This window comes from Pseudomonas vranovensis, from assembly GCF_040438935.1.
Lineage (GTDB): Bacteria > Pseudomonadota > Gammaproteobacteria > Pseudomonadales > Pseudomonadaceae > Aquipseudomonas > Aquipseudomonas vranovensis.
Genome location: NZ_CP159259.1, coordinates 525,001 through 550,224, shown reverse-complemented (window position 1 = coordinate 550,224; position 25,224 = coordinate 525,001). Strand labels below are relative to the sequence as shown.

General features: G+C 61.6%; 20 protein-coding genes, 2 rRNA genes and 2 pseudogenes (1 of these 24 only partly in view). 12 read left to right on the top strand and 12 right to left on the bottom strand.

Features of this window, described 5'->3' with window-relative positions; genetic code table 11:
• Positions 1–71 precede the first annotated feature (71 nt).
• The 8 genes from ABVN19_RS02545 to ABVN19_RS02510 are packed head-to-tail and all read left to right on the top strand — an operon-like array spanning position 72 to position 7,127.
• Positions 72–1,526, top strand: a complete 1,455-nt coding sequence (locus ABVN19_RS02545; protein WP_209420954.1) for a 2-hydroxymuconic semialdehyde dehydrogenase — start codon at positions 72–74, stop codon at positions 1,524–1,526.
• 14 nt (positions 1,527–1,540) lie between these two features.
• Complete coding sequence (locus ABVN19_RS02540) at positions 1,541–2,353, top strand: fumarylacetoacetate hydrolase family protein (protein ID WP_028944893.1); 813 nt, start codon at positions 1,541–1,543, stop codon at positions 2,351–2,353.
• An 11-nt stretch (positions 2,354–2,364) separates the two neighbouring features.
• A complete protein-coding gene (locus ABVN19_RS02535) occupies positions 2,365–3,303 on the top strand; it encodes an acetaldehyde dehydrogenase (acetylating) (RefSeq protein ID WP_028944892.1) in 939 nt (312 codons plus the stop codon).
• A gap of 12 nt (positions 3,304–3,315) precedes the next feature.
• Positions 3,316–4,344, top strand: coding sequence for a 4-hydroxy-2-oxovalerate aldolase (dmpG, locus tag ABVN19_RS02530; RefSeq protein ID WP_105641689.1), 1,029 nt, complete (start codon positions 3,316–3,318; stop codon positions 4,342–4,344).
• Complete coding sequence (locus ABVN19_RS02525; RefSeq protein WP_028944890.1) at positions 4,341–5,111, top strand: fumarylacetoacetate hydrolase family protein; 771 nt, start codon at positions 4,341–4,343, stop codon at positions 5,109–5,111. Before dmpG ends, ABVN19_RS02525 begins: the two co-directional genes overlap by 4 nt.
• A gap of 24 nt (positions 5,112–5,135) precedes the next feature.
• Positions 5,136–5,561: a RidA family protein gene (locus ABVN19_RS02520; RefSeq protein ID WP_028944889.1), complete on the top strand. Its 426-nt coding sequence runs from the start codon at positions 5,136–5,138 to the stop codon at positions 5,559–5,561.
• Between the two features lie 10 nt (positions 5,562–5,571).
• Positions 5,572–6,144: a 3-hydroxyanthranilate 3,4-dioxygenase gene (locus ABVN19_RS02515; protein ID WP_028944888.1), complete on the top strand. Its 573-nt coding sequence runs from the start codon at positions 5,572–5,574 to the stop codon at positions 6,142–6,144.
• Entirely contained in the window at positions 6,141–7,127 is a 987-nt protein-coding gene (locus ABVN19_RS02510; protein WP_028944887.1) for an amidohydrolase family protein, read from the top strand. Before ABVN19_RS02515 ends, ABVN19_RS02510 begins: the two co-directional genes overlap by 4 nt.
• A gap of 99 nt (positions 7,128–7,226) precedes the next feature.
• Here ABVN19_RS02510 and ABVN19_RS02505 read toward each other — a convergent pair whose 3' ends face one another.
• From ABVN19_RS02505 to kynU, 6 genes are all read right to left on the bottom strand, one after another.
• Positions 7,227–9,113, bottom strand: a complete 1,887-nt coding sequence (locus tag ABVN19_RS02505) for a methyl-accepting chemotaxis protein (protein WP_105641688.1) — start codon at positions 9,111–9,113, stop codon at positions 7,227–7,229.
• A 93-nt stretch (positions 9,114–9,206) separates the two neighbouring features.
• Positions 9,207–10,268, bottom strand: coding sequence for a porin (locus ABVN19_RS02500; protein ID WP_028944885.1), 1,062 nt, complete (start codon positions 10,266–10,268; stop codon positions 9,207–9,209).
• A gap of 96 nt (positions 10,269–10,364) precedes the next feature.
• The gene (locus ABVN19_RS02495) at positions 10,365–12,125 is read right to left on the bottom strand and encodes a hypothetical protein (protein ID WP_051270617.1); all 1,761 of its coding nucleotides are present in this window, start codon (positions 12,123–12,125) and stop codon (positions 10,365–10,367) included.
• Between the two features lie 119 nt (positions 12,126–12,244).
• Positions 12,245–13,573, bottom strand: coding sequence for an OprD family porin (locus ABVN19_RS02490; RefSeq protein WP_028944883.1), 1,329 nt, complete (start codon positions 13,571–13,573; stop codon positions 12,245–12,247).
• A gap of 127 nt (positions 13,574–13,700) precedes the next feature.
• Positions 13,701–15,116: an amino acid permease gene (locus tag ABVN19_RS02485; RefSeq protein WP_028944882.1), complete on the bottom strand. Its 1,416-nt coding sequence runs from the start codon at positions 15,114–15,116 to the stop codon at positions 13,701–13,703.
• Between the two features lie 31 nt (positions 15,117–15,147).
• Positions 15,148–16,392, bottom strand: a complete 1,245-nt coding sequence (kynU, locus tag ABVN19_RS02480; RefSeq protein WP_105641687.1) for a kynureninase — start codon at positions 16,390–16,392, stop codon at positions 15,148–15,150.
• A 342-nt stretch (positions 16,393–16,734) separates the two neighbouring features.
• Here kynU and ABVN19_RS02475 point away from each other — a divergent pair.
• From ABVN19_RS02475 to ABVN19_RS02460, 4 genes and pseudogenes are all read left to right on the top strand, one after another.
• Positions 16,735–16,950: pseudogene (locus ABVN19_RS02475) on the top strand (iron chelate uptake ABC transporter family permease subunit); the annotation flags it as partial.
• Positions 16,950–17,716, top strand: a pseudogene (locus ABVN19_RS02470) (heme ABC transporter ATP-binding protein). The pseudogenes ABVN19_RS02475 and ABVN19_RS02470, both read left to right, overlap by 1 nt.
• Positions 17,717–17,770: 54 nt before the next feature.
• Positions 17,771–18,655 (top strand): ChaN family lipoprotein, encoded by an 885-nt coding sequence (locus ABVN19_RS02465; RefSeq protein WP_028944879.1) that lies wholly within the window; start codon positions 17,771–17,773, stop codon positions 18,653–18,655.
• 126 nt (positions 18,656–18,781) lie between these two features.
• On the top strand, positions 18,782–19,096 hold the full coding sequence (locus ABVN19_RS02460) for a hypothetical protein (protein ID WP_051270621.1): 315 nt from the start codon (positions 18,782–18,784) through the stop codon (positions 19,094–19,096).
• 37 nt (positions 19,097–19,133) lie between these two features.
• Here ABVN19_RS02460 and ABVN19_RS02455 read toward each other — a convergent pair whose 3' ends face one another.
• The 6 genes from ABVN19_RS02455 to ABVN19_RS02430 form a co-directional block, all read right to left on the bottom strand.
• Positions 19,134–20,150, bottom strand: a complete 1,017-nt coding sequence (locus tag ABVN19_RS02455; protein WP_028944877.1) for an asparaginase — start codon at positions 20,148–20,150, stop codon at positions 19,134–19,136.
• A complete protein-coding gene (locus tag ABVN19_RS02450) occupies positions 20,147–21,247 on the bottom strand; it encodes a hypothetical protein (RefSeq protein ID WP_256585826.1) in 1,101 nt (366 codons plus the stop codon). The genes ABVN19_RS02455 and ABVN19_RS02450 overlap by 4 nt, the downstream gene beginning before the upstream one ends.
• A 106-nt stretch (positions 21,248–21,353) precedes the next feature.
• A complete protein-coding gene (locus ABVN19_RS02445; protein ID WP_105641685.1) occupies positions 21,354–22,250 on the bottom strand; it encodes a nitrilase family protein in 897 nt (298 codons plus the stop codon).
• Positions 22,251–22,398: 148 nt separating this feature from the next.
• Entirely contained in the window at positions 22,399–24,330 is a 1,932-nt protein-coding gene (locus ABVN19_RS02440) for an FAD-dependent oxidoreductase (RefSeq protein ID WP_105641684.1), read from the bottom strand.
• 169 nt (positions 24,331–24,499) lie between these two features.
• Positions 24,500–24,615, bottom strand: a 5S ribosomal RNA gene (gene rrf / locus ABVN19_RS02435).
• Positions 24,616–24,751: 136 nt separating this feature from the next.
• Positions 24,752–25,224 (bottom strand): 23S ribosomal RNA (locus ABVN19_RS02430) (it continues 2,418 nt past the right edge of the window).

Here is a 25,224-nt window from a genome sequence, read left to right as displayed (position 1 = left end):
TACTCGCTTATAGAAAGACTCCATAGACTCCTCCGAAATTCCAAGAATCGGAGGTTATCGTGCCCAATCCCCTGCCCCTGCTACGCCACTTCGTGAACGGAGAGTTCGTTGCCACCGCCACGACGTTTGACAATGTATCTCCCGTCGACGGTCGCACCCTGGCTCGGGTCTGCAAGGCCGACGCGGCGCTGGTGGATAGTGCGGTAACCGCGGCCAAAGCGGCCCAGGAGGGCCCTTGGGCAAGCTACAGTGCCAGCCAGCGAGCGGACGTCCTGCAGCGAATCGCCGAAGGCATCGAGCGCCGCTTCGAGGAATTCGTCGCTGCGGAAGTAGCCGATACCGGCCGCCCCGTACAGCAGGCCCGGACCCTGGATATCGCCCGCGGCGTTCACAACTTTCGCACTTTCGCCGAGCTGATTCGCCAGGCCGGCGGCGAGTACTACGAGATGCGTACCGCCGATAACAACGATGTCTTCAGCTACACGGTGCGCAAGCCTCACGGCGTAGTCGCCATCATCTCGCCGTGGAACCTGCCTATGCTGCTGCTGACTTGGAAGGTCGCGCCTGCGCTGGCCTGTGGCAACTCGGTGGTGGTCAAGCCCTCGGAAGACTCACCCTCCACCGCCACCCTGCTGGCCGAGGTTATGCAAGACGCTGGCGTGCCGGCGGGCGTGTTCAACCTGGTGCATGGTTTCGGGCCGAACTCGACCGGCGAATTCCTCACCCGTCACCCCGATGTGGACGCCATTACGTTCACCGGTGAGTCCCGCACCGGCGCCACCATCATGAAGGCGGCAGCCGAGGGCGTGCGCGAGGTGTCCTTCGAACTGGGTGGCAAGAATGCCGCCGTAGTCTTCGCCGACTGCGATTTCGACGCCGCGGTCGCGGGCGTGTTGCGCTCCAGCTTCACCAACTCTGGCCAGGTATGCCTCTGCTCGGAACGGGTCTACGTCGAACGGCCGATCTACGAGCGTTTTGTCGCGGCCCTCAAGGAGGGCGCCGAAAAGCTCAAGATCGGCTACCCGAATGAGGACGGCGTCAACATGGGCCCGCTGATCTCGCACAAACACCGTGACAAGGTTCTGGGCTACTTCGAACTGGCCCGCCGCGAGGGTGCCACGGTCGTCACCGGTGGCGGCGTGCCACACTTCGGCGATGCCCGGGACAATGGTGCCTATGTGCAGCCAACCATCTGGACCGGGCTGTCCGATGACGCCCACTGCGTGCGTGAGGAAGTCTTCGGCCCGGTCTGTCACATCGCCCCGTTCGACCACGACGAAGAAGTGATCCGTCGCGTCAACGACTCCGCCTATGGCCTCGCCGCCGCCGTCTGGACCACAAACCTCAAGCGCGCCCACAAGGTATCGCGCCAGTTGCGCGTCGGCATGGTATGGGTCAACACCTGGTTCCTCCGTGACCTGCGCACACCCTTCGGCGGTGCGCGACTCTCCGGCCTGGGCCGCGAGGGCGGCCGTCACTCCCTGGACTTCTACTCCGAAGCCACCACCGTTTGCGTCAACGCCTGAGCAGGAGTATTCCCATGCATGCCGTCCTCCTCGAAGCCGCCGATCTCCTGCGCCAGGCGCAGCTGAGCGGCCAGCCCTGCCCACCGGTGCGCGAGTTGATCGCCACCGCCCAGGCTAACGAACCGAATGCCGAGGCGATCACCCTGGCTTACGCCGTGCAACGCCACAACAACCAGCTCGCTGTGGCCGCCGGTCGCCGTCCGGTGGGCCGCAAGATCGGCCTGACCAGCTCGGCAGTGCAGGCCCAACTGGGCGTCGACCAGCCGGACTTCGGCCTGCTGCTGGCCGACATGGTCCGCGGCGACGGCCAGCCGATCGCGTGGGTGGACTGCGCCCAGCCCAAGGTCGAGGCCGAGATCGCCCTGGTGCTGGAGCACGATCTGCCCCACGAACGCCACACCGTAGCCGACCTGATCCGCGCCACCGCCTATGCCCTGCCGGCGATCGAGGTGGTCGGCAGCCGCATCGCCAACTGGGACATCAAGCTGGTCGACACCATCGCCGACAATGCCTCGTCCGGCCTGTTCGTGCTCGGCACCCGTCCCGTGCAGTTGGACCAGCTGGATCTGGTGCGTTGTGGCATGAGCATGACGCTGCGCGGCGAGCCGGTGTCCGTCGGTGCCGGCGCAGCCTGCCTGGGCAACCCGCTGAACGCCGCCGTCTGGCTCGCCGACACCATGGCCCGCCTCGGCGAGCCACTGCGAGCCGGCGACATCCTGCTTACCGGGGCGCTCGGGCCGATGGTCGCGGCCCAGCCGGGCGACCAGTTCACCGCGCACATCCAGGGCCTGGGCAGCGTCACCGCGGCCTTTGCCAATCGGGATTAAGAGGAGCCTCCATGAGCAAGAAACTCAAAGTCGCCATCATCGGCTCCGGCAACATCGGCACCGACCTGATGATCAAGGTGCTGCGCAATGCGCAATACCTGGAGATGGGGGCCATGGTCGGCATCGACCCGGCATCCGACGGCCTGGCCCGCGCAGCACGTCTGGGCGTGCCCACTACCCATGAAGGCGTCGAGGGCCTGACCCGCCTGCCGGTCTTTAACGAGATCGACTTCGTCTTCGATGCCACCAGCGCCGGCGCACACATCAAGAACGACGCCTTTCTGCGCGGCCACAAGCCCGGCCTGCGCCTGATCGACCTGACGCCGGCCGCCATCGGTCCCTATTGCGTGCCGGTGGTCAATCTGGAGCAGCACCTGCAGGCGCTCAACGTCAACATGGTCACCTGCGGTGGCCAGGCAACCATCCCGATGGTGGCAGCCGTGTCGAGGGTGGCCAAGGTGTACTACGCCGAAATCGTCGCCTCTATCGCCAGCAAGTCCGCCGGCCCCGGCACCCGCGCCAACATCGACGAGTTCACCGAGACCACCAGCAAGGCCATCGAGGTGATCGGCGGTGCCGCCAAGGGCAAGGCGATCATCGTCATGAACCCGGCCGAACCGCCGCTGATGATGCGCGACACCGTGTTCGTGCTGTCCGAGGCCGCCGACCAGGCCTGCATCGAGGCCAGCGTAGAGGAAATGGCCGCCGCCGTGCAGGCCTACGTGCCAGGCTACCGCCTGAAGCAGAAGGTGCAGTTCGACGTAATCCCCGCGTCCACCCCACTGAACATCCCCGGCCACGGTCGCTTCTGCGGGTTGAAGACCTCGATTTACCTCGAGGTGGAAGGCGCCGCCCATTACCTGCCGGCATACGCCGGCAACCTCGACATCATGACCTCCGCCGCGCTGGCCACCGCCGAGCGCATGGCGCAGTCGCTGTTGAACGCCTGAGGAACGCCCCCCATGAACGGCAAGAAGCTGTATATCTCCGACGTGACCCTGCGTGACGGCAGCCATGCGATCCGCCACCAGTACAGCCTCGATCAGGTGCAGGGCATCGCCCGCGCCCTCGACCAGGCCGGCGTCGACTCAATCGAAGTGACCCACGGCGACGGACTGCAGGGCTCGTCCTTCAACTACGGCTTCGGCGCCCATACCGACCTGGAGTGGATCGAGGCGGCGGCCGAAGTGATCGAGCACGCCCGGCTCACCGTGTTGCTGCTCCCCGGCATCGGCACGGTGCACGATCTCAAGGCCGCCTACGACGCCGGCGCGCGCTCGGTGCGGGTCGCCACCCACTGCACCGAAGCGGATGTTGCCAAACAACACATCGAGTACGCCCGCTCGCTCGGAATGGACACCGTCGGTTTCCTGATGATGAGCCACATGATCCCGGCCGAAGCACTGGCAAAACAAGGCCAACTGATGGAAAGCTACGGCGCGCAATGCATCTACATGGCCGACTCCGGCGGGGCCATGAACATGCACGACATCCGCGACCGGATGCGAGCTTTCAAAGCGCTACTCAAGCCCGAGACCCAGACCGGCATGCACGCCCACCATAACCTGTCCCTCGGCGTGGCCAACTCCATCGTCGCGGTAGAGGAAGGCTGCGACCGCATCGACGCCAGCCTGGCCGGCATGGGCGCCGGTGCCGGGAATGCGCCTCTGGAGGTGTTCATCGCTGCCGCGCAACGCCTGGGCTGGAACCACGGCACCGATCTGTACCGCCTGATGGACGCCGCCGACGACCTGGTGCGCCCGCTGCAGGATCGCCCGGTACGGGTCGACCGTGAAACCCTCGGTCTGGGCTATGCCGGGGTCTACTCCAGCTTCCTGCGCCACGCCGAAGTGGCTGCCGCCAAGTACGGCCTGAAGACCCTCGACATCCTCGTCGAACTGGGTAAGCGCCGCATGGTCGGCGGCCAGGAAGACATGATCGTTGACGTCGCCCTCGACCTGCTGGCCCAGCGCCCGGAGAACCGCCCATGAGCACCGATATCGCCCGCATCGCCACCGCGCTCGACCAAGCGGCACGGCGTGCCGAACCCCTGGCCCAGTTCAGCGCAGAGACCCCCTTCTCGCTGGACGACGCCTACCGCATCCAGCGTACCTCCATGCAGCGCCGCTACGACGATGGCGAGCGCTGCATCGGCATCAAGCTGGGCTTTACCAGCCGCGCCAAGATGATCCAGATGGGCGTCGACAGCCTGATCTGGGGCTGGCTCACCGATGCGATGCTGGAAGAGGACGGCGGCCTGGTCGACCTGGCACGCTACATCCACCCGCGCGCCGAACCGGAGGTCTGTTTCCTCACCCGCCGTGACATCGACCGCCCGCTGACACTGCTGGAAGCTGCGGATTACGTGGAGGCAGTTGCTCCGGCGCTGGAAATCATCGACTCGCGCTACCAGGCCTTCAAGTTCAGCCTGGAGGACGTGGTGGCAGACAACTGCTCCTCCTCCGGCCTGACCGTCGGCCCCTGGTCGCGAGATTTCTCCGCGCTGGCCAACGCGGGTGTGGTGATGCGCCTGGACGGCCGCGCAGTACAGGTCGGCTCCACCGCCGCGATCCTCGGCCAGCCGCTGCGTAGCCTGGTGCAGGCCTCGCGTTTGCTGCACGACGCCGAGCGAGTGCTACCGGCCGGTAGCCTGGTGATGGCCGGTGCCGCCACCGCCGCCGAAGCGCTGCGTCCGGGCATGCATGTGAGCGTCGAAATTCAGGGCCTGGGCGAAAGCAGCTTCAGCGTGCGCCCCTGACCCAAACCCACAAGGAACCGCATCATGAGTGACAACCGCGCCACCGTCGTCGCCGGCAAGGCCAAGCCTCGCGGCCGCTTCCCCCACATCAAGCGCGCCGGCGACTTCCTGTTCGTCTCCGGCACCAGCTCGCGCCGCCCGGACAACACTTTCGTCGGCGTCGAAGTGGATGAAATGGGCACCACTACTCTCGACATTCGCGCGCAGACCCGCGCGGTGATCGAGAACATCCGCGACATTCTCGCCAGCGAGAACGCCAGCCTCGCAGACGTGGTGGAGATCAGCACCTTCCTGGTCGATATAAACGACTTCGGCGGTTACAACCAAGTCTATGCCGAGTACTTCGACGAAACCGGGCCGACCCGTACCACCGTCGCCGTACACCAACTGCCGCACCCGCACCTGCGCATCGAGATCAAGGCGGTCGCCTACGCGCCCCACTCACGTTGAGATAATAAAAATGGACAAGCACCACTTCAGCCCGCCGCTCAACTTCAATCGCTGGATCGAAGACCACGCCCATTTGCTCAAGCCACCGGTGGGTAACCAGCAGATCTGGCACGGCAGCGACTTCATGGTCACGGTGGTTGGCGGCCCCAACCAGCGCACCGACTTCCACGACGACCCGGTGGAGGAGTTCTTCTACCAGTTCAAGGGCAACGCCTACCTCAACATCTGGGACCGGGGTAGCTACGAGCGTGTGGACCTGAAGGAAGGCGACATCTACCTGATGGCGCCCCATGTCATCCATTCGCCCCAGCGCCCCGAACCCGGCAGCCTGTGCCTGGTGATCGAGCGCAAGCGCCCGGCCGGGCTGCATGACGCCCTGCAATGGTCCTGCGCCCGCTGCGGCCACCTGATCAAACGTTACGAGATGCAACTGGAAAGCATCGTTGCCGACCTGCCGCCAGTGTACGAGCGCTTCTACGCCACCAGCGATGACGAGCGCCGCTGCCTGGAATGCGGTGCGATCCATCCCGGCCGTGACTGGCAGACCTGGCACAAGACACTCCAGGAGTTCCACCCTTCATGAAAATCGACATCCATTCCCACTTCTTCCCCACCATCAGCCAGGAAGAGGCTGCCCGCCTGAACCCCGAACGCGCGCCCTGGCTGCACACCGAAGGCCGGCGCGGCCAGATCATGCTCGGCGACAAGCCCTTCCGCCCGGTGCACGACGTGCTCTGGGACCCCGTCCGCCGCCTTGAACATCTCGACGAACAAGGCCTGGACATCCAGGTGATGTGCGCCACCCCGGTGATGTTCGGCTACGACCAACCCATTGAACGCGCCCTCCCTTGGGCGCAACTGATGAATGACCGCGCCGTGGAAATGGCCGCCCATGCCCCCGATCGCCTCAAGGTGCTGGCCCAGGTTCCGCTGCAGGATATCGATGCCGCCTGCCGCGAGGCCAGCCGCGCCAAGGCCTGCGGTCACATCGGCGTGCAGATCGGCAACCACGTCGGCGACAACGATCTGGATCACGACGGCCTGGTAACATTCCTCCACCATTGCGCCAACGAGAACATCCCCCTGCTGGTGCATCCGTGGGACATGATGGGCCGCGAGCGCATGAAGAAGTGGATGCTGCCCTGGCTGGTCGCCATGCCGGCGGAAACCCAGCTCGGCATCCTCTCGCTGATTCTCTCCGGCGCCTTCGAAACCCTGCCCGAGTCCCTGCGCTTGTGCTTCGCCCACGGTGGCGGCGGCTTCGCCTTCTTGCTCGGCCGTGTCGACAACGCCTGGCGCCACCGCGACATCGTCCGCGAGGACTGCCCCAACCTGCCCTCCAGCTACGTCAAGCGCTTCTACGTCGACTCTGCCGTCTTCGACCAGCGCTCGCTAAAGCTGCTGGTGGATGTGATGGGTACCGACCGTGTGATGCTCGGCTCCGATGCGCCGTTTCCGCTTGGGGAGCAGCAGATCGGCGCTGGCGTCCTGGAGCACCCGGCACTGTCTGAAAGCGACAAGCATCGCATCGTTGCCGGCAACGCCCGGGAGTTCTTCGGTCTCTGATTCCCTTTGGTTCGGCCACTTGGCCGCTTGGCCCCTATCCACGCTCGGACAGGGGCTTTTTTTGTTGCGGCACGCAGGCATCGCACGGGTGAAACGACATCAGACTCGGAAACCGTCTACCAGTTGCTGCAAGCGCCTGGCTTGATGCTCCAGGTCGGCGCAGGCGCCCAGGGTGGTACGCAGATTTTCCACACCATCCTGGTTAAGGGTGGTGATTTCACTGAGGTCCAGGTTCAGCGAATCGACTACTGCAGTCTGTTCCTCGGTGGCGCTGGCGACCGACTGGTTCATGGCGTCGATCTCTACGACGTGCCGGGTCACGTTGCCAAGGCGCTCTCCAGCCTTGTTGCCGATCACCACGCTGTGTTCGCTATAGCGCTGGCTTTCGACCATGGTGGCCACCGCCTCGCGCGCCCCCACTTGCAGTGCATCGATCATCGCGTGGATTTCTTGCGCTGACTCCCGGGTGCGTTGCGCCAGGCCGCGCACCTGATCGGCGACTACGGCGAAACCACGACCGGACTCGCCGGCGCGGGCGGCCTCGATGGCGGCGTTGAGGGCCAGCAAGTTGGTCTGCTTGGAAATGCCTTTGATCACTTCGAGTATCTGGCCGATATTCACCGTCTTGCAGTTGAGCTGCTCGATGTTGGCGCAGGAGGCGCTGATCTTCGCCGACAGTTCATTCATCGCGGCGATGGAGCAGTCAACCACCTCACGACCGTGTTCGGCCTGTTGGCGAGCGTCGGAGGCCTGGAGCGAGGCGTCGGCAGCGTTGCAAGCGATCTCTTGGGCGGCGGCCCCCAGTTCGTTTATCGCCGCGGCAACCCTGTTGGTGCGTTTGACCTGCGCGCTGGAGTTGACCATCGACGCGTTAGAGGCATCGACCACCCGTTTGGCCACGTCATTGAGCTGGCGGGTCGCCGAGGACACCTCGCGGATCGAGCCGTGGATACGCTCGACAAAGCGGTTGAAGGCCTCGGCCAGTTCACCGAACTCATCTCTGGTCTGCATCGCCAGGCGCTTGGTGAGGTCTCCCTCGCCCTGGGCAATGTCCTGCATGGCGCAACCCAGGGTGCGCAGCGGTTTCATCAGCACGCGGATAAGCATGCTCAACAGGAAGATGATGCAGACCACGACGACCAGCGTGGCGATGAGCGCCGAGGTGCGGAACTCGCTGAGCATGGCGTAGGCCTTGGCCTTGTCTACCGAGATGCCCACGTACCAGTCCACCGTCGGCAAGCCGCCCACCGGCGAGAAGGTCAGGATGTGCGTGCCTTCGGCGGACTCGACTTCGCTGAAGCCCGCGTCCGGTGACAGGGTGTGGTGCGGGTAAAGGTCACGCAGGTTCTTCATCACCTTGCCTTGCTCCGGGTGCACCAGCACCTTGCCATCGGCGCTGACCAGGAAGGCGTAGCCGATGCCGTCGAAATCCAGGGCGTTGATGATTTTCACCAAGGTGTCCAGGCTCAGGTCGCCGCCCACCACACCCAACAGCTGCTCCTGCCTGAGCGCAACGGCTATGGTCAGCATCAGTTGGCTGTCGGTTGCATCCCGATAAGGCTCGGTGACAACCGTGCCCTGGCTATCCCGGGCGGCCTCGTACCAAGGCCGCAGCCGCGGGTCGTAACCCTCGGGAGGCGGATCGTCCGTCGACATCTGGAAGGAGCCATCGGCTCGCCCCAGGTAGGCATAGGTGAAACTGTCGCGCATCACCTGCAATGCCAGGTTCGTGCTGGCATCACGCTCGACACCTTGCTGGACAATGCCTTGCGCAGCCTGCTCGATAAGCGCCAGGCGCCCGCCGAGCCAGAGCTGCACGGTGTTGGCGGCCTGGCGTCCGGCATTCTGCAAGCGGCTCTCCAGGGTACGTCCGAGCGCGGCCTGCAGCTGTGCATCGTTGTACAGGGTGAATACGGTGAAACTGGCGACCACCAGCAGCGAGGTGGCCAGCAGCAGCTTGCTGCCAAAGCCGAAGGGGCGGGTCATGGGAGGCTTCCGGTCAGAAGGCTGGACGCGCCACCGGCCGCCCAGCCCGGCAAAAAGGCGCATCCCCGGCGACTGCCGGGGATGCAAGGGGATTTAAAACTTGATGCGCACGCCCAATTGCATGCCTTGCGGGTTCTCGTTCGGCAGCGGGCTGTCCAGGCTCCAGCTGACCGGGTAGCGCACCTCGCTGTCACGCGTGTGATGGATGTAGGCGTAAACTCCGTAGAGATCGATGTTCTTGTCATAGTTGTAGATGTAGCCAAGGCTGATCGCTGCAGCGTCGCTCAGCGCTTCATCTTTGCGGTCGTCCTTGTAGATGAAGCTGGCAGTGGCATTGTGCTTGTTGCCGAAGTTGTGGCGTATGCCGAGCTGCAGGTCGTTGCCGTTGGACTCGAAATCCACCCAGGGGGCGTAGGCGTAGTAGCCCACGTAGCGATGGTAGACCGCCGACAGGTCGGTCCGGCCCATGGTGTACACCACGGTCAGGTAGGCGTCGGTAGACTGTTCCATGGTGTGTTGGTCCCACAGATTGCGCTGGTACTTGCGGTCTACGGCAGCCGAGAAATACCAGGGACTGTCGGTCCAGCGATCCACCGCGATACTGATGACCTGCCCATCGCGGCTGCCATCGTCCTCACCGTCGGTCACTCCACCACGGAACTCGTAACCATCGATTCGCGGGCTGATGTACATCAGCAGGCCGTCTTCACGCCACGGCGCGTAGAACACCATTACGTTGCTGATCAGGCTGTAGTCGTTGTTGTACAACGGGTCGGCGTAGCCATAGGCGTTGGCGGACGGGGTATCCCGGCGGCCTGCGCTCAGCGTCCCCCAGCGCTTGGAAATGACCTCGAAATAGGTCTCGCGCTTGCCAATATCGTCATCGGAATGTGGGTTGTATTGCGCCTGATAGACCCAGTTCAGAGACAGGTCGTCGGTGACCGCTTCCTGCATATGCAGTTGTAGGCGGTTTGCGCTCAAGCCCCCGCCGTTGGCACGTTCCTCGGTGTGGCCGCCGGACTTGGCCACCTCGTAGTTGACGTCGATGACCCCGGAAAGCTCGATGACGTCGATGCCCGAAACGTCCTTGAGGTCTGCAATGTCAGCGCAGGCGTAGCCGCTCATCAGCGGCAGAATGAGTAAAAGTTTGCGCATTGGATGCTCCGATAGAACGAGTAGAGGCTCGCGACAGCACTCCCCTGCTGCCGCGGCCTGATTTCTTATTGGTATTACTGTTCTTGCGGGGCTGGATCAGTCCCGGGACGGCCACGTCTTCTTCGGCGCCGCGAAGCTGGGCTCGCCCAGCAGCGGGGTCGACAGCGCATAGAATCCGTGGTTGGTGAAGACCCAGATCAGGTTACGGTCGTACTCGGTGTAGGTGCCGTGGGTGAGGTTGCCCATGGCCCAGCTCACTACGTTCTTGGTGTCGTACGGCGGCACGAAGTAGGCACCGATGGTCGGCTTGTCCGGGTTGCGCACATCGAACACCTGCACGCCGGCGTTGTAGTAGGCGTATGGCAGGATGCCATCACGCGAGATTCCAGGTTGAGTGTAGTAACCACTGCGCTTGGGACCGAAGCTGCCCTTGCGCTGGCAGTAATCGGTGAATTCGGCGTCGGCTGGCGGAGTGGGCATCGGCAGGGTGTGCTTGATGACCGGCTTGGCCGGGTTGCTGACATCCACGGCATAGATGGGCTTCACCGCCTCGTAGCAGTCCTCGGTCAGCGGGTAGCCACTGAAGTAGATCAGCCCTGTCTTCTCCACCTGGCTCACATCGATGCCATCACCTTCAGTGCCGGCCACGCTGACCGGGAACTCGAGATGGCCGACCACCTTCAGGTTCGCCGAGTCGGTGATGTCGACTACGTACAGGCCCATGCCCCCCATGGCTGCATAACCGTACTTGCCGCCCTGCTCCACCGGTTTGGGAATGAACAGCGACGCACGCGACCCCATCCAGGACGCACGGTTGCCGGCGCGCGGGTTGGCCTTGAACACTGCCTCGTGCTCAGGATCGCCGATGATCTGCCCCGGCACAGTCAACACATCGAGCAGCTTGGGGTTGCTCGGCTCGGACATGTCCCAGGACTGGTAGCCGGAGTTGTACAGGTCGTTGGGGTACTCTGTGAGTGCGTACTTGTCGCTCGGTGCGGCCGCAACGTACATCACATCGCCGCCGAAATAGGCGGGAATGTCGCGCACCCCGGAGCCTTGTTGCTCACCGATCGGCGCATCCGGATGCTCGATATCGGTGGTGCGGGTGGCGATCAGCTTCCAGTCCTGCGGCAGCGGGCCATTCATCTCGTAGACTTTAAAGCCCTTGAGGTGCTTGGACTTGCGGATGGCTTCGACCTTGTCCGGCTCACGATACTTGTCGCTCAGTACGCCAAAGCGGCGGGTCTCGAAGGACTGCACCATGATGTTCTTGCCAAGCTTCTTGTTCCACTGGATCGACGCTGCACCGAAGAAGTCGTCCGCCGGGTAGGGGTTGACCTCCTTACCCGGGCCTTCCGGCCCCCAGGGTGCGCCCTTGGACAGTACGACTTTCACATCCTTGGGATTGGTGATGTCAAAGATCTTCAGGTCGCGACGCACGTACTGGTAGAGGTAACGCTTGCCGTCGAAGTCGACGATGTTCTGCCAGGTGTGGAAGGGCTCGACCGCAATCGGGTAATAGGCCTCTACCTTCATGTTCTTGATGTAGCTCTTGGTATCCCAGTGATCCAACTCGCCGGGGAACGGCTTGCCTTCATGGGAGAAAGGCGTGGCCACGGGCCAGATGAACTTGCCGGTAGCCTTGTCCATGCCATAGCTGCCGGGTGCCGGCACCGGCGGAATACGCTCCGGCCCCAGTTCGGTCAGACGCTTGACGATGGGATCGGTGATGTTCATCGGGGCATGCTCTTCGGCATGCAGGCTGGCGCTGGCGAAGAGGCCAACCACCAGCGAAAGCGCCAGGCGGCAGCGTTTATGTGGGTTGGCAGGTTTAACAGAGAGCTGCGTTATTTTCATTATTTACTCCGTTTGGTAATGCCCCATCGGGCAATCTTTGCGTTTCACCACTTCCGGAATCCTTTCCGAACAACTTCGTTGTGCTCATTGCCCGCGCACAGGCCGCCTCGCGCGGGGCGTTAGAAGATCTGCAGCGGGTAATCGGTGATGATCCGAAAATCATCGAGGTCGCCGGAGCCCTGATCGGTGTCGGCGCGATGCCAGGCCTGGCGCAACCGCACGCTCAAGCCCTTGGCCGGCCCGGACGCCACCACGTAGCGCAACTCCAGGTTGGTTTCTCGATGCGAGCCGTCGTCCCCATAGCGCCCGGCGTACGGACTGCCCACAGGAATTGCGCTGCCATCGATCTGGTCGCCCTGGACATAACGGACCATCAACGAGCCGCCAGGCAGCCCCAAACCCGCGAATGAATAGTCGTAGCGAACCTGCCAGGAGCGCTCGTGGGGCCCGTTGAAGTCGGAAAACTGGGCCGAGTTGGGCAGCCAGATGGAGGCCCCCTGGTCGTTGCCGTTGCGACCTTTGCGGTCGTTGTCACCCACGCCCAGGTAGTCAAAAGGGCTGTCGCCGCGGACCTTCTGCAGGCCGAGCAGAACGCGGTGGCTCCCTAGGCGCAGGTAGGTCGAGGCCCCCAGGGTCAGGTTGTCGATCTCGCCAGCCCGCGCCGCACCGGTCTCAGTGGTGCGGTACAGGGTCAGGTTCAGCCCCGCTTCGCGATCGCTTTCCAGCACAAACTGCGAATTCAGGTTCACGTAGCCCTGGTACCAGAGGTCCTCGAATTTCGCACCGTACAGCGCCAGAGAGTGCCCCGGCGCCCATTGCCAGGTACCGCCGGCATAGTCGGCGCGCGGCGTGGTGACCTCAGCCATGACCGCCCACAGGTCACCGTCGGCGTTGGTGGTCACCGGGCTGGTGGCCGAGGTGAAATGGCCGGCCTGCAGATCCAGGTCGTCGCGCTCCCGGCTGCGCAGGGTCAGGCCGGTGGCGGTCTGCGGCACAATGCGGAAGTGGCTGACACCGAATACCGGGGTATCCGGACGCTGCTCACCCACCTTGAGCTCGGACTTCGACAGCCGCAGCTTCAGCGCCACGCCGCCCTTGGCGTATTCGTCGGCCGGTTCGCCGTCATCGTGTACCGGCAGGTTGCGGGTGCCGGTCTTGCCCGCCGAGGCATCCAGTTTGAAACCCTGGTAGACGAACGCATCCATCCCGACCCCAAAGGTGCCGGGGGTGAAGCCTGAGGCGAAGTCCAGGTTGATGCCCTGGGTCCAGTCGCGCTGGTCAGGGCGACCTTCTTCCTTGCTTCGGTTGAAGTAGGAGTTGCGCATCAACAGCTTGAGCTGGCTGCCTTCGACGAAACTGCCCCAGCCCTCTGCGGACACCGCCGCCGCATGAGCCGGCAGGGCCAGATGGGCAAAAATCAGGGGCAAGGCTGAGCGGAATACGCGCATGACATCCTCGTACGACTGAATGCTCGTGGTGAGCGGGCAAGCCGCTCCCCACCCGGACGGCAAAGCGCCCGGGGACTGGTGTTTCAGGGAATGGGCGGCCCGATCCAAGGATCAGGCCCGGTTGGGCTCAGTGCCGAATCGGTAGCGGGCGGGGCGCCTCACCTTCGACGGGCCGGGACTTGCGCAAGCGCAGGACGTAGATCAACGCCATCACCAGCAGGAAGGGCACACCGCAAACCAGGGTGAGGGCGAACTCCTCGGTGAACAGCGTGGTCACCATTACCGCCAGCATCAGCAGCAGGCCGGCAAGGCTGGTCCAGGGGTAGCCCCACAGACGGAACTCCAGGGACGCGCTGCCCTGACGACGACGGAAGAACAGGTGGGTGAGGAAGATGCCGGCCCAGGTGAACATCGCGCCGAACATGGCGATCGACATCATCAGGGTGAAGGCGTCCTTCGGGTAGGCGATGTACAGCAGGGTGCCCAGCCCGATCCCCAGCGACGACAGCAGCAGGGCCGGCAGCGGCACGCCCCGGGCACTCACTCGGCCGAACAGCGCCGGTGCCTGGCCGGCTCGCGCCAGGCTGAACATCAGCCGCGAAGTGATGTACAGCTGGCTGTTCATCGCCGACAACGCCGCAATCAGGATTACCGCATTGAACACCGCCCCAGCATAGGGAACACCGGTCGCATGCATCACTGTGACGAACGGGCTCTGGCCACCGTTGTTCTGCCCCCATGGCAAAATCGCCAGAACAAGCGCGATGGTCAGCAGGTAGAACAACACCAGGCGTACCACGGTAATGCGGAAGGCCTTGGTGACTGCGCGCTTGGGATCCTTGGCTTCGCCCGCCGCCACTGCAATCATCTCAATGCTGAGGTAGCTGAAGAACGCCACGATGACCGCCACCCAGGTTCCCCACATGCCGTTGGGGAAGAAGCCACGATCATTCGTATAGTTGGCGAAACCGATGGACGAATCCGCCGGCGCGCCATAGACCACCCAGGCGCCCAACAGGATGAAGGCGACGATGGCGCACAGTTTGAGCAGAGAAAATACGTACTCGATGGCGCCGAAGACCTTGACGCTGAGGACGTTGGTCAGCACCAGCACCGCCGAGAATGTGACCATCCAGTAACCGCCCGGCACGTCCGGGAACCAGTACTTCATGTACATGGCCACTGCGGTGATCTCGGTACCCACTGCGAAGACGATGGACGCCCAGTACGCATAGCGAATCAGGAAGCCGAACCAGGGCGCCACGTAGAACTCGGCGAAAGAACCGAAGGAGCCCGAGGTCGGGTGGCGGACTGTCATTTCCGCCAGGCAGCCCATCAGCAGCAGCGCGATCACCGCACCGATGCTGTAACTCAGCAGCACGCTGGGGCCGGCGAAGCCGATGGCGAAGCCGCTGCCCAGGAACAGCCCGGTGCCGATGGCGCCGCCGATGGCAATCATCGACAGCTGGCCGCTGCTCAAGCTTTGTTTCAGACCCTGCTCGCGCTGGATCAAGTTATCGAAAGATCTTGTTGTTTTTGTCATGTTCGAGTGCTCAGGTCTGGTCAAGAAGGGATCAGGTCACCGACTTCCTGGCGATGAACCGCGGAGCGTTCCATTCGCCGCTTGCGAGTACCTCACGCAGCGCCTGGACGCTGTCCCAGATGTCCACGTAGCTGTTGTAGAGCGGGGCGAAGCCAAAGCGCAGGATGTCGGGGGCACGGAAGTCACCAATCACCCCGCGGGCGATCAGTGCTTGCATGACCGGGTAGGCATTGGCGTGCGCCAGCGACACCTGGCTGCCGCGCTGCGCGGCATCGCGCGGCGAGCGCAGCTCCACACCCAGGCCAGCCAACTGCTCGTCGCAGAGCTGGATGAACAAATCACACAGCGCGACGCTCTTGTTGCGCAGCACCTGCATGTCGATGCCGTCGAACATTTCCAGCGACGCTTCCAGGGCCAGGATGCCCAACTGTGGAGCGGTGCCCACCAGCATGCGGTCGATGGTCGGGTGCGCTTCATAGTCGTGGGTGAAGTCGAACGGCCGGGCATGACCATGCCAGCCGGTCAGTGGCTGACGCACATGCGGGATGTGGCGTTCGGCGACATACACGAAGGCCGGCGCGCCGGGGCCACCGTTCAGGTACTTGTAGCCACAACCAACGGCGAAGTCGGCCTGAACGCCGTTCAAGTCGATCGGCATGGCACCGGCGGAGTGGCACAGGTCCCAGACCACCAGGGCCCCGACTTCGTGTGCGCGAGCCGTGATGGCGGCCATGTCATAGCGGCGGCCAGACTTGTAGTTCACATGGGTCAGGGAAAGGATTGCGACCTCTTCGTTCAGCGCCGCCAGCACCTCGTCCGGCTCGACGCAACGCAGCTCGCAACCGGTCAGTTCGGCCACGCCGGAAGCGACATAGACGTCGGTCGGGAAGTTGCCCCGCTCGCCGAGGATCACCTTGCGCTCAGGTTTCATACGCGTAGCGGCCACCAGCACCTTGAACAGGTTGATGGAGGTGGAGTCGGCGACGATCACTTCATTGGCACCTGCACCGATCAGCCGGGCAACCTTGCCGCCGGCGCGTTGCGGCGCAGGGTACCAGTCAGCATCGTTCCAGGAACGAATCAGACCATGGGCCCATTCCTCCTTCAGCACTCGCTCGATGCGGGCAGGTACATGAGCGGGCATGGCCCCCAAGGAGTTGCCATCGAGATAGATCTCACCAGAGGGAAGATCAAATCGCGCACGCGAGTTGCCCAGGGGGTCATCGTGATCGAGACGTGCGAAATGCTCGCGGGTGAGCGGGACGGACAAAGACATGCGAGTTCCTCTAATACTTGTTCTTTTTGAAAGGAGCGGCGGCCGCTAATCGGCGAAGCCATGCAAGGACTCACAGCAGTGCTGCTCGACGCATCCCAGTGCATGTAGGAGATGTTACCTCCAGCCGTGAATTACCTATAAATAGAAAGAAGGTTCACAGCTATTACGCCTTGTAATACATGACCCTGATGGTGCTCCTCCCAGTGCCCACGGATACAGAAATCCCCGACAGCAATGAAACGTGGCTTTGCTGCGCTACGGTGCATTCGAAGACACAACGAGTCGGGTAACCCGCAGCCTGCGGCGTTGGCCGACTTGCGATGTGATCGTCGCGCTACGCGCATCGGTCTGGTGGTTCCGCACTTGATGCGGTTGCTGGTCGGCCCGGACCGTCGGGTTCTGCTGCCCGCTTCGTTGCTGGCCGGCGCTGCGCTACTGTTGCTGGCCGACCTGATCGCGCGCTTGCTGCTCGCCCCGGCGGAACTTCCGATCGGCATCGTGACGGCACTGATTGGTGCCCCCTTTTTCCTCTTCTTGCGGGTGCGGGGGCGTTCCTGATGTTGCGGGCAAATAACCTGTCGGTACGGCGCGGCCATCGCACTGTGCTGGAAAACATCGATATACAGCTAAACCCCGGAGAGGTTGTTGGCGTCTTCGGGCCCAACGGTGCAGTAAAAGTACGTTGCTCTCAGCCTTGTGCGCAGAGCTGCCCATCACCGAAGACGTTGTCAGCCTTGACCAGCCTCCGCTCGCCGAATGGCCGGGCCAGGAATGGGCCGAGCGCCTGGCCGTGTTGCCCCAGAATTCGAGCCTGAACTTCGGCTTTTCGGTGAATGACGTGGTGAGCATGGGCCGCCTACCCCATGCCACCGGCCAAATGCGCGACGCCGAAATCGTTACCGAAGCACTGCACGCCGCCGATGCCCTGCACCTTGTCGGGCGCACTTACCTGGCGTTGTCGGGTGGCGAGCGGCAGCGTGTTCACCTGGCACGAGTTCTGGCTCAACTCTGGCCGGGCGCCGAGGGTCAGACGTTGTTGCTTGACGAGCCGACGTCGATGCTCGCCTCCTTGCACCAACACACCATTTTGCAAGCAGTGCGCGACTTTGCCGAGCGCGGTGCCGCCGCCATGGTGATCCTCCATGACCTGAACCTGGCGGCCCGCTACTGCGATCATCTACTGTTGTTGCAACAAGGTCTGCCGCACGCCTATGGGCCACCGGCAGGCATGCTGACCGCCGATGCGCTGACAGCCGTGTATGGACTGCAGGTACTGATCCAGCAACACCCCGAACGCGGTCATCCGTTAATCATCGCGCGCTAATAGGCCCCCTCGGTCAACGGTGATCGAGGGGCAATCGATTACCAAGGAATCATCATGCGTCTTTTGTCGCTCTGCCTGGTCGGCCTGTTGACGGCCTGCCAATCCCACTCTGTCCAGCCCCCGCCAGCACCCATTGCCCCACAAGGGCGAGACCATGCCGAGCTTGGCGTGATCCGCGAACTTGCTACCGGTCAAACCCTTACACCGCAGCAGCTGGTCGAGCGGCTGGCCGTAGCGCCGCGGGTGCTGGTCGGTGAGCAACACGACAATCCCGATCATCACGCCCTGCAACTGTGGTTGCTGCGCCAACTGGCGACACAGCGCGCACAAGGGAGTCTGCTGATGGAGATGATCAATCCAAACCAACAGGAAAACGTTGATGCCGCGCAAGCTGCTGCCCGTGCCGGAAAGGCGCCAAGCGACCTGTTCAAGGCGCTGGCCTGGCAGGCCAACTGGGACTGGAGCGTGTATGGGGCATTGGTCACCTATGCCGTGAAACAACCCTATCCCCTATTGGCAGCCAACCTGGACCGGGCGCAGATCATGCAGATCTACAAACAGCGCCCGACACTTGAGGGCACAGCGTCTACTACCCCTTACGTACAGTCCACGCTGCTGAACGACATTCGCGGGTCGCATTGCGGCTTGCTTCCCGAAGCGCAGATGCCGGCGATGCTCGCCGTGCAACAACAGCGGGATCGGCGCATGGCCGAAAGCCTGTTGGCGGCCCCGACACCTGCCGTACTGCTGGCAGGGGCCTTCCATGTGCGCAAGGACCTGGGTGTGCCGCTGCACCTGAGCGACCTGGGTGCCAAGGAAGGTAATTCGGTGCTGATTCTGGCTGAGGTGGGCAAAACCGTCAGCGCCGAAAGCACTGACTATGTGTGGTATACGGCGGCTCAACCCGAGCAGGATCATTGCGCCAAGCTGCGCCGCTGAGGGGGTGCCCTGTAGCGTGCTGAAAGCGTGAAAGGCTGCCGTAGGGCGGCCTTTTTTTATGCACGGATGAAATGTGCGAAAATGCCCGCGCTTTTGTTCATATGTGTGGAGATGTACAGCGTGGTAATGCACTACTCAACGAGCGGCGACGCAGTCGCTTGCGGTCGAAATGGCAACAACCTCAGCAGCACCGCTGACACCGACAAGGTCGATTGCAAATCCTGTCAGCGGTCGCTGGTCAAAGCTGAATCGGTGCCGGCCAAGAAAGCCACCCCTTCCCTGGCTGAACTGCGCAAACAGCGACTGGCAAGCCAAGCGTCCCAGGCAAGCCAGGTGCAAGCAGCCACGTTCTGCTTCAAGACTAACTGGCGTGTACGCCTGGGCGCTCGGCCTGATCGTTGCCGTCTGCCGCGTGGCATGGCACCACAGGCATTCGTGTAAGCCGGTGCGGGAGCCTGGACCAGGCTCCCGCGCGCTTTCAGCTGTTCAGTGAGTGCGCCAGGCCCTGGACTTGCAGTTGACGCTCCAGCTCGCCCTCCATTCCACATCCAATCAACACCCAGAGCAGTACACGACATTTGCGTGGGCACAAGAAGCCTGCCATCCGCGCGCCTCTGCGCTGCAAGTCGACCTCACCCCCCTTGAACCCATAGGTACGTGAGGCCGTAGTACCGGCACCTGCTCGTGTTGCGATGACAACCGGCAGCCGTAGGCTGATCTGTCCCAGACAACGAGCCCAGTCCCGAGACACATGTCCGGCGCCGAAGCCGGCAATCACCAAGCCTTCGTAGCCTAATCCTGCTACTTCTTCCAACAGCACAGTGTCCGCTGACAGGCTGGCTTCGAGCAACGCCACGCGGTGGTCCAGACGCTGTGGGACAGGAAGGGTGCAGCGCAACCTCGGTGCTTTCAAGTAACACACGCGCCCTTCTATCAGCAGGCCTTCCGGCCCTAAGTGTGAAGAAGTAAATGCCTCCAGCGCCAGGCTGTCGGCTTTACGCACATTCAACGCGGCATGGACCTGGTCATTGATGACTACCAACGCCCCCCGCCCATGACTCTCTGCAGCCAATGCCACCTGCACCGCAGCAAGCAGATTGGCAGGCCCGTCTGCACCCGCCTGATCGGCTGAACGCATGGCGCCGGTAAGCACCAATGGCACGTCATGTGGCCAAAGCAGATCCAGAAAATAGGCTACCTCTTCCAGGGTATCGGTGCCCTGCGTCAGCACCACACCATGGGCCCCCTGCGTCACCTGGGTGTCGGCCCACTGCAGGACTTCGAGCAACTGAATGAAGGTCAGCGATGCACTGGGTAGCAATTGCAGGGTTTCGGCGCTGATGCGGGCCAGGCCTTGAAGCTGTGGCAAGCTCGCCAACAGTGCTTCGCCGCTGAGGCTCGGGGTTACCCCCTCGCCTGCGCTTTCGACCTGCATGCAGACAGTGCCGCCCAGGCTACCAATCACCAGCTGAGGTAGGCAGTTGGCTGTGCTCATGAAGTTGCTCCGGTGACCAATCGAATGAAGGGAATGATAAGCACGGTACAGACTGCCATGGACGAGACATTGCCAATGTAGCCATGCATATGGCTCGGCAAGCGTTGGCTGATGGCATGAGCCAAGGGCGGCGCCATCAGCGCTCCCAAGATGGCACTGAGCACGATGACTTGCCAACTGCCACCCAGCGCGAGTACGGCGGCGGGCACGACAGACACTATCGGTATGTAGGTGGGATACCACCCCAGACTGCGCCATTTATGACGCCAGACCAGCACGCCGATAAACGAAGCCAACGACTGCCCGGCAATGATCTCGATGACCAGCTGTGAGCCATAGGCAGGGCCGCCAGGCGAAATGGCATAGGCCAGCAACACTCCTGACAGCAAGCCAAGACTGGCCCACTCGTTGCCAAAGAATGGCGCCTCGCTGAAGTCTGCCAACACCCGACGCAACGTCCAGAGTACGCCGTGTTCAGGCTTGGTCGACAGCACAGGTACTGCCTGGGGCAAATCAGCAGCAGGCGTGGATCGCACCAGTCTCGGGTAACGCCGACACAGGATGAATGCCAGCACACTCGCAATTGCCATGCCGCCAACATTGCCGGCTACCACGGGCAGCTGCAATGGATAACACAGGTAGTTGACCAATAGCAGGCTGGCCGGTGTTACGAGCAGCGCGCCGAACAGTGCACCATTGAACGCAACCCTCCAGCCCGCACCGCACAACAACACCATCGCCGCTGGCAGTGAGACAAAAGCAACGAAAGTCGGCTGCCAGGTTCCGCTGCTCAAGACCCAGCCCCACAAGACATGACTGAGTAGCAGGCCAAGTAGAGAGCTGATCACCAACCACGGCCAAAGGCCAGTTCCATAGCTGATGGCAAACCCCTGCCAGGGCTTGCCATTACGGTTGGCCCAATGCGCAAGCGCCGCACCCGAGAGCAAGCCCAGGGCTGGCAGTTCGTGCTTGTAGAAGGCCACTTCGCTGATATCGCCGATGATCCAACGCAGACGAGCCATGGGTTCATCCAGATGATCGAGCATGTGCGAATAGTCAGGCCAGCGGTGCAGCCAGCTCTCTGCCCGACCACTCATTACCTCGATACCGAGGAAGGTGAAAAGCGAGGTTCCCAGGCACAATAGAAACAGTGGAATGAAAGCGCCACGAGGACGCTGAATAAGGTTATCCATGGCAGCCTCCTCAGCGCGGCAGAGCCGGATGCAACTCATAACCGAGCATCGAACCGTAGACATCGATGCGACGATCTCGGGGCAAGTCATTGAGGTTGTTCCAGATCGGTGCGCTACGGGCTGTGCTGAGGTCAAGGTCGGCAACGATAATGCATTCGTTCTCAGCCCCGGCCACTTCGCCGATTGGCCAACCGTTGGTCCCTGCAATCAACGAGCAACCGAGAAATCGTCCACCGCGCTCACTGCCAATGCGGTTAGCCGCCGCGATGGGCACGTTATTGACGTGGGCGGCGGTCATGGTCAGGTAGGACGCCATACACTTGCCGCTGGCATCGAACAGCGGTGGTGGCGTCCAGACCCAGTTGTTCAGGCTGCAAATGATATCGGCGCCCTGCTGGGCCAATAGCCGCGGCACCTCCGGGAACCAGATATCCCAACAGATCATCAAGCCAATCCGTCCGATGGCGGTTTCAAACACCGGAAAACCCAGGTTGCCCGGGGTGAACCAGAGCTTTTCCTGGTTCCACAGATGCGCCTTGCGGTAATGTCCGAGCCGCCCCTGTGGGCCAAAAAGCACAGCGCTGTCATAGAGCTTCAAGCCATCTCGCTCAGCGAATCCGGCCACCAGATAGACCTGATGCTCTCGGGCAAAAGCCGACCAGCTATTCAGGCTCGGCCCATCGGTTAGGGGCTCGGCATGTTCGTAGGCTTCAGCACGGGAGTGGAAGGTGTATCCAGTGTTGGCCAGCTCTGGCAACACGATCAAATTGGCGCCCTGATCGACTGCCTGCTGAGCAAGCTTTAGCCCCTTGCAAAGGTTGTCGTCACAATGCTGTTGCCCAACCTGAGGGTCGAATTGAATGACCGCAACACGGGCAGGGCTGATGGGTGCTGTGTGCATAGACATGGCGACGTCCTTCTTGTTGTTTTGAGAGGGACGCCAGTAAAGCGGACAGTACACCTGCTAAAACAGTCGGATACCTCCGAAGACACGGCAGGAAGGCACTCAAGCAGCGGAAAGGGCAATCGAAGCCATTGCCCTTTACACGCTTATTTCAGACCTCAACCTGGTAGTGCGGATAGTCGTCCATGCAGAAACCTCCGTTGAAGGCAGCACCCGTCGTCCTACAGATATTGATCACCGCATCCACTGCCGTCCTGAAACAAGGCTCCGTCCAGCCAGCATCGACAGAGAATGACTCGCCTACCAGGTAAAGCCCTGAATGCTCGGCGAGGTCGCGGTTGTATTTCATAAGACTGACTGCATCGTAGTAAGTCCCCGCCCGGTAGAGCTTGGCGCATCCCAGGGCGTTCTTATCGGTCACCCAGCGTTGAACCCGAGCGTTGTCAGTATCTACATAAGGCGAGATTGGCTGTCCCATATTTGTGCAGCGCAACAGAATCCGGTCCAGCTCTTTGACGCAGTTGTTTGCCAGTTCGGTATCACTGAGCGAAGCGAGCTTGGTCGCGTCATCCTCCCAGGTGTAACTGAGCAGAATGCAGTCGTAGGCATAGTTATCGTTGTACTGATAGGCGTATACGTCGTGTACGAAACTATCGGTAACCAGAATTTGCGGGATGCGCCGATTCTTACGCAGAAAGCTCTTTTTCAGCGACGCGTAGACTTTACAGCTGGTCTCCCAGTGGGCAGTTTTGTAGGCGTTGATAATGCTGCTCGGTAGCATTGTCGGAGTGAAATGCTCCAGGCGGACGTTGGTTTCAATCAGCCAGGACGGCAGGGTGACAATCACCGCGTCAAAGTCTGCGCTCAATGGGGTGGTTTTGTCCGGATTGCTGACGTTCCACTGATACTGAACCCGCACCTTTCCATTTGGTAGTTTGCTCAAAGCACAAACGGAAGAGTCGGTGAGTAACCCATCCTGGTGTTGCAGCAGATGGGTATAGAGAGATTTTTCAAGCTCGCTGATCTCCATGAATAACAAGCACTCGTCCAAAGTAGCGAGCCCCAAGTAGTTCGGTGACGCGAATCTCAGGCCTTTGCTGTCATGTACAGCTTCGCCCAGGTAAGGTGCCTGAAGTGGGTTGCCTTGCTCATCGACTCGCCCATGGACCAGTTGCAGATGGCTGCTGAATCCAAAGATGGCAGTGCGCAGTGGGTAGAGGCAGCACACATCGTAGAAGGCACCCCAGCTGCCATCACCAATACCAATGGCGTAAAAAATCGCTGATTCCTCAGGACTCATGCCCAACCCGCCAAAATTTCCTGGGGCGTCAGCATCCCAATTCTCAAGCGCTGGAAGACGTACCAGATCGCGAAATGACAACGCCTGATAGTGAGCCACGATGGCTGCCCACTGTGCTTCCCAGTGCTCCGAGCCATACATAGTGGCTACGTGGTCCGTCATCCGGGCAGCAAACTTGTGCCATTTGGCATAGACATGCTGGAGGGCTGGGGTTGGAGGCAGTGTGGAACCGTCAGAATTGTTCCATATCAGCATCTTCGGTTCCCCCTGACCCTCGAGTTCACCTTCCTGCAGGTAAATGCCAGTGGAAGCGACCCAAGGCGTGCCAGGATTGGGAAAATCCGAAATACGCAACTCGAACAACTTGGCGTAATAGGCCATGAGTGAGCAACCTTCTTTGGGTGCTTCACCTGTTCGATTAAAGAATGGCATGCGCATCGCACCCATTTCAAAAGGGGTCGATGGTGAGGAAGACCGTGGATTGTTTACCACCGTGAGGTGACGGCCACCGACACGCTGAGATTGCTCGATCACGGTGAGTTGGGTGAAGCCACAACGGAGCAACTCGCGCGCTGCGGTAAGGCCGGTGACACCCGCCCCCACAATGCAGATGCGATGGCTTGAGAGGTTGGCCTTGGCAATACCACCCGCTTGCTCGACCAATTTACGGTAGTCGAAGCAGAGATCTGGAAGATTAGGGAAGCGTGCAGCCCAGGTGCGGGAAGGACTTGGCAGCGTGGTTGCGATATTGGCTGGATGGTTGTAGCTGGAGCCGATAGTCATGTTCGAGTTTTCCGAGAGGGCTAGGAGACTCGAGCTTGACTCGAAGGGGGAGGAACTTGGCACTACATAGTTCTTGCCGCGTGATCTGGCCCCGGAGCGCTTGGATTGTACCGGGCCGGAAAAGACAAAACCCCTACCTGCATGTGCAGATAGGGGTTTCGGAATTTAATCTTGACGATGACCTACTCTCACATGGGGAAACCCCACACTACCATCGGCGATGCATCGTTTCACTGCTGAGTTCGGGATGGGATCAGGTGGTTCCAATGCTCTATGGTCGTCAAGAAATTCTGTGTACCGGACCGTCTTTCGACACTCCAGCAAATCGGGTATGTGATGATTGTGAGCTGCAAACTTTCGGTTCGTTTCGTCTTCACAACACCGCAATCTGGTCATTCGACGCAAATTGCTTGGGTGTTATATGGTCAAGCCTCACGGGCAATTAGTATTGGTTAGCTCAACGCCTCACAGCGCTTACACACCCAACCTATCAACGTCGTAGTCTTCGACGGCCCTTCAGGGAGCTCAAGGCTCCAGTGAGATCTCATCTTGAGGCAAGTTTCCCGCTTAGATGCTTTCAGCGGTTATCTCTTCCGAACATAGCTACCCGGCAATGCCACTGGCGTGACAACCGGAACACCAGAGGTTCGTCCACTCCGGTCCTCTCGTACTAGGAGCAGCCCCTCTCAAATCTCAAACGTCCACGGCAGATAGGGACCGAACTGTCTCACGACGTTCTAAACCCAGCTCGCGTACCACTTTAAATGGCGAACAGCCATACCCTTGGGACCGGCTTCAGCCCCAGGATGTGATGAGCCGACATCGAGGTGCCAAACACCGCCGTCGATATGAACTCTTGGGCGGTATCAGCCTGTTATCCCCGGAGTACCTTTT

Excerpts from the sequence above, each read along its gene's own strand:
- ABVN19_RS02540 (WP_028944893.1), top strand. The coding sequence starts at position 1,541 with ATGCATGCCGTCCTCCTCGAAGCCGCCGATCTCCTGCGCCAGGCGCAG.
- ABVN19_RS02535 (WP_028944892.1), top strand. The coding sequence starts at position 2,365 with ATGAGCAAGAAACTCAAAGTCGCCATCATCGGCTCCGGCAACATCGGC.
- dmpG (WP_105641689.1), top strand. The coding sequence starts at position 3,316 with ATGAACGGCAAGAAGCTGTATATCTCCGACGTGACCCTGCGTGACGGC.
- ABVN19_RS02525 (WP_028944890.1), top strand. The coding sequence starts at position 4,341 with ATGAGCACCGATATCGCCCGCATCGCCACCGCGCTCGACCAAGCGGCA.
- ABVN19_RS02520 (WP_028944889.1), top strand. The coding sequence starts at position 5,136 with ATGAGTGACAACCGCGCCACCGTCGTCGCCGGCAAGGCCAAGCCTCGC.
- ABVN19_RS02515 (WP_028944888.1), top strand. The coding sequence starts at position 5,572 with ATGGACAAGCACCACTTCAGCCCGCCGCTCAACTTCAATCGCTGGATC.
- ABVN19_RS02510 (WP_028944887.1), top strand. The coding sequence starts at position 6,141 with ATGAAAATCGACATCCATTCCCACTTCTTCCCCACCATCAGCCAGGAA.
- ABVN19_RS02505 (WP_105641688.1), bottom strand. The coding sequence starts at position 9,113 with ATGACCCGCCCCTTCGGCTTTGGCAGCAAGCTGCTGCTGGCCACCTCG.
- ABVN19_RS02500 (WP_028944885.1), bottom strand. The coding sequence starts at position 10,268 with ATGCGCAAACTTTTACTCATTCTGCCGCTGATGAGCGGCTACGCCTGC.
- ABVN19_RS02495 (WP_051270617.1), bottom strand. The coding sequence starts at position 12,125 with ATGAAAATAACGCAGCTCTCTGTTAAACCTGCCAACCCACATAAACGC.
- ABVN19_RS02490 (WP_028944883.1), bottom strand. The coding sequence starts at position 13,573 with ATGCGCGTATTCCGCTCAGCCTTGCCCCTGATTTTTGCCCATCTGGCC.
- ABVN19_RS02485 (WP_028944882.1), bottom strand. The coding sequence starts at position 15,116 with ATGACAAAAACAACAAGATCTTTCGATAACTTGATCCAGCGCGAGCAG.
- kynU (WP_105641687.1), bottom strand. The coding sequence starts at position 16,392 with ATGTCTTTGTCCGTCCCGCTCACCCGCGAGCATTTCGCACGTCTCGAT.
- ABVN19_RS02465 (WP_028944879.1), top strand. The coding sequence starts at position 17,771 with ATGCGTCTTTTGTCGCTCTGCCTGGTCGGCCTGTTGACGGCCTGCCAA.
- ABVN19_RS02460 (WP_051270621.1), top strand. The coding sequence starts at position 18,782 with ATGCACTACTCAACGAGCGGCGACGCAGTCGCTTGCGGTCGAAATGGC.
- ABVN19_RS02455 (WP_028944877.1), bottom strand. The coding sequence starts at position 20,150 with ATGAGCACAGCCAACTGCCTACCTCAGCTGGTGATTGGTAGCCTGGGC.
- ABVN19_RS02450 (WP_256585826.1), bottom strand. The coding sequence starts at position 21,247 with ATGAGTGGTCGGGCAGAGAGCTGGCTGCACCGCTGGCCTGACTATTCG.
- ABVN19_RS02445 (WP_105641685.1), bottom strand. The coding sequence starts at position 22,250 with ATGTCTATGCACACAGCACCCATCAGCCCTGCCCGTGTTGCGGTCATT.
- ABVN19_RS02440 (WP_105641684.1), bottom strand. The coding sequence starts at position 24,330 with ATGACTATCGGCTCCAGCTACAACCATCCAGCCAATATCGCAACCACG.